Annotated in this window: 2 protein-coding genes; both read right to left on the bottom strand. The window is 75.4% G+C overall.

What is annotated here, in order from left to right; genetic code table 11:
- Positions 1 to 133: 133 nt before the first annotated feature.
- Entirely contained in the window at positions 134 to 2353 is a 2220-nt protein-coding gene (locus tag ACFU3E_RS38260; protein WP_384169394.1) for a helix-hairpin-helix domain-containing protein, read from the bottom strand.
- The gene (locus tag ACFU3E_RS38255) at positions 2350 to 3336 is read right to left on the bottom strand and encodes an aldo/keto reductase (protein ID WP_384169391.1); all 987 of its coding nucleotides are present in this window, start codon (positions 3334 to 3336) and stop codon (positions 2350 to 2352) included. The genes ACFU3E_RS38260 and ACFU3E_RS38255 overlap by 4 nt, the downstream gene beginning before the upstream one ends.
- Between the last annotated feature and the right edge of the window lie 169 nt (positions 3337 to 3505).

Raw genomic sequence — 3505 nt, 5'->3', positions numbered from 1 at the left:
CGTCGGCGCGTGGGGGTTCTTATAGTGGGGCTAAGGCCCCGGGCTGGCGGGCGGCCAGGCAGTGCGGCGGCCCCCCGCGCCCGAAGGCGGGGGGGGTGTAGTCGGGGCCCGGGCCCACCCCCCCCCACCCCCGTCACGTGCCGCTGATCTGCGGCGCGAGCAGCACCGGGAGCCGGGTCGTCCGTGGCTTCGCCGGGACCTCGGCCACGGCCCGGGGGAGTGCCTGCTCCACCCCGTGCACCACGGACAGATGCCGGTCGGCCCGCCCGAACGCCGTGTACACCCACGGCCGGCTGAGCGCCTGCGCCGCATCGCCCGGCAGCACCACGACCACCGCGGGCCACCGGCTTCCCACGGCCTGGTGCGCGGTCAGCGCCCACCCGTGCCGCACGGACTGCTCCACCCGCTCCTTCGGCACGACGACGGCCTCGCCCTCGCACGACAGGTGCAGCCCCTCGGCGTCCGCCGTCACCACCCGGCCCGGCAGCGCACGCCCCGGCACGGGGGAGTAGACGATCCGGTCACCGGGGTCGAAGCCGCCGAAGCGGCCCGGTCCAGGATTGAGCCGCTCCTTCAGCGCCGTGTTGAGCGCACGCGTCCCGACGGCCCCGCCGTGCCCGGGGGTGATCACCTGGGTGTCCTCGGCCGCTACACCGATCGCCCGCGGCACCGAGTCCACGACGAGCTGCACCGTCCGGTGCACGGCCTCGCCCGCCTCCCGCACCGGCACGATCACGACCTCCTTGCCGGGGGCCTCGACCTGGTTCAGCTCGCCGATGCCGATACCGGAGACCAGCTCGCCCAGCGGCCCCGGATCCGGCCGCCGCGAGGCCACTTGGGGGCAGATCCGCGCCGCGAGCAGATCCGCGAACACCCGCCCCGGCCCCACGGACCACAGCACCGCCGGATCCCCCGACAACACCAGCCGTGCCCCGTCCGGCAGTGACTCCGTCAGCAGAGCCGCCGTCTCGACGTCCAGCTGGGGCGCGTCGAGTACGACGAGCAGATCGAGATCGAGGGCTCCGTCCGCGTCCCGTCCGGGTCCTTCGCGGCCGGCGAGCAGTCCGGAGACGGTGGCGACGGGGGATCCTGCGGGTGTCTCGTCGGCTCGCTCGGGGACGCCCGCCGCCGGGCCGGACCGCCGCACCAGAGCCGCGAAACGGTTGCGGCCGATCGGGCCGTGCGCGGCGGCCCAGGCCCGCAGCCCGAGGGACCGCGCCGCGTTCAGCAGGGCCGCAGGCTCGGCCAGGGACGCCTCCCCGCCGGTGTGCAGCACCAGGCCCTGGGCGGCGGCCGCGCGGATCAGTTCGGCCGTCGATCCCTGCGCCGCGGCGGCCGCCCGCTCCCAGTCCTCGGCCGAACCGTCCTGCTTGGGCACCGAGTTGACCAGCCGGGCCAGCCCGTCGGCCAGGCTCTCCTCCGCCAGCGCGTAGCGCTCCAGCCCGACCAGGACACGGACCGGACGCTCCTCGCCCTCCCCGTCGTCTTCCTCGCCGGGCCGGGCCGGGGCACCGGCCTCCTCCAGAGCGTCCTGGAAGACCAGCGCGTCCCCCTCCGCGATCGCGTCCTGCACGGCGCTGTCGGGCTCCGGAACGCCCCGCTGGGCCAGGGCCGCGAGGAGCGCCGGCATCTCTAGGGCGGTGTGCCCGGCCAGCGCCGCCTGCTCCAGGAGCCAGCCGGTGACGGCCCGGCCCCGCCGCTCGTCGTCCGGGCCGCACTCGGCGCCGAGCAGGGCACGGGCGAAACCGTCGGCCTGCTCGGGACGCACGCCGGCGATCCGCAGCAACTGCCAGGGGTCGGCGCGCAGCTGCCCGTCCGCACCCTCGCCGAGAACCGCGGCGACCTGCGGCGCGAGCGCCTCCGGGGCACCGCCCTCGCCGAGCACCCGCCGCACGGCCTGGACCGCCGTCGGCGCGGGGGCCGCCGCCGGGGCGACGGGCTCGGGTGCGACCGGCTGCGGCCGGCGCTCCGGCTCCGGGGCGGAGCGCCGGGGGGCGGGCCGGGGCTCTTCGAACACCGTGGCCACCGGCTGCTCGCCGCTCTCGACGGCCCGTACGGCCGCCAGCAGATCGGCGGCCTTGCCACTCAGCTTGGTACCGCTCGCGATCGGAGCCTTCTTCTCGGCCTTGCGCTGCTCGATCCGCTCCCGCTCGGCCTGCTGCGCCCGCAGCTCGGCCTCCGCCTCGGACACCTGCCCGGCACCCGCCTCCGCGCTCTCGGCATCGGAGGCCTGCCCGGCACCCGCCTCGTCGCTCTCGGCATCGGAGGCCTGCCCGGCGCCATCGGCCGGTGTGTCCTCGGCGCCCGGCGTCCCCGGCCCGTCGTCCTCCGTGGTCTCGGGCTCCGTGCTCACAGCGTGCTCCAGTCGTGATCGGGATAGCGGTGCACGGGCGCCGACACATCGTCGAGCGCCCGGCAGATCTCGTCAGGAAGACTAAGGGTCTCCACTGACAATGCAGCCGTGAGCTGCTGCGCGTTGCGCGCGCCGACGATCGGGGCGGCCACGCCCGGCCGGTCGCGGACCCACGCCAGGGCCACCTGGAGCGGCGTCACCGCGAGCCCGTCGGCCGCGGTCGCCACGGCGTCCACGATGCGGCTCGCCGTGTCGTCGAGGTACGGCGCGACGAACGGCGCGAGGTGCTCCGAGGCTCCGCGCGAGTCCGGCGGCATCGTGTCGCCCCGGTACTTGCCCGTCAGCACCCCGCGCCCGAGCGGCGAGGACGGCAGCAGGCCTATGCCCAGATCGAGCGCGGCCGGCAGCACCTCGCGCTCGGCACCGCGTTGGAGCAGGGAGTACTCAAGCTGAGTGCCTGCCAGCCGGGTGCGGGTGCCGGGGACCGCCAGCTGCCAGGTCGCGGCCCTGGCCAGTTGCCAGCCGCAGAAGTTGGAGACGGCGGCGTAGCGGGCACGCCCGCTGGAGACCGCGAGGTCGAGAGCCTGGAGGGTCTCCTCCAGCGGGGTGTCCGGATCGAACGCGTGCACGTGCCACAGGTCGACGTGGTCGGTGCCCAGCCGTGAGAGCGAACCGTCCAGCGCGGAGAGCAGATGGCCGCGCGAGCCGTCGAAGCGGCGGTCGGGGTCCGGCACACTGCCGGCCTTGGTCGAGATGACCAGGTCACGGCGGGGCACCAGGCCGTCCATGAGTCTGCCGAGCAGGTACTCGGCCTCACCGTCGCCGTACACGTCCGCGGTGTCGACGAGGGTTCCGCCCGCTTCCCAGAACGTCTTCATCAGGTCCGCGGCGTCGTGCTCGTCGGTGTCCCGCCCCCAGGTCAGGGTGCCGAGCCCGATCCGGGACACACGAAGGCCGGTGCGGCCGAGATGCCTCTGCTCCATGAACGCCGAGATTACTGGCCAGAACCTACGGTGTGGGTGGCTGCGGACCACGGATTTCCGGGGGCGGGCCGTGAGGCTGCCCGCCCCGATGGTGTGAGCCTCTCAGGGCACTGCAGCTAGTGCCGCGACAGGCAACGTTCGCCCCGTCGCGACGCCCGGCACGCTCCCC

The organism is Streptomyces sp. NPDC057424, assembly GCF_042803315.1.
Lineage (GTDB): Bacteria > Actinomycetota > Actinomycetes > Streptomycetales > Streptomycetaceae > Streptomyces.
The sequence above is the reverse complement of the archived record's forward strand: the minus strand, read 5'-3'. Positions and strand labels throughout refer to the sequence as shown.

Bases quoted from the DNA above. Each gene is read 5' to 3' on its own strand.
- ACFU3E_RS38255 (WP_384169391.1), bottom strand. From the start codon at position 3,336: ATGGAGCAGAGGCATCTCGGCCGCACCGGCCTTCGTGTGTCCCGGATC.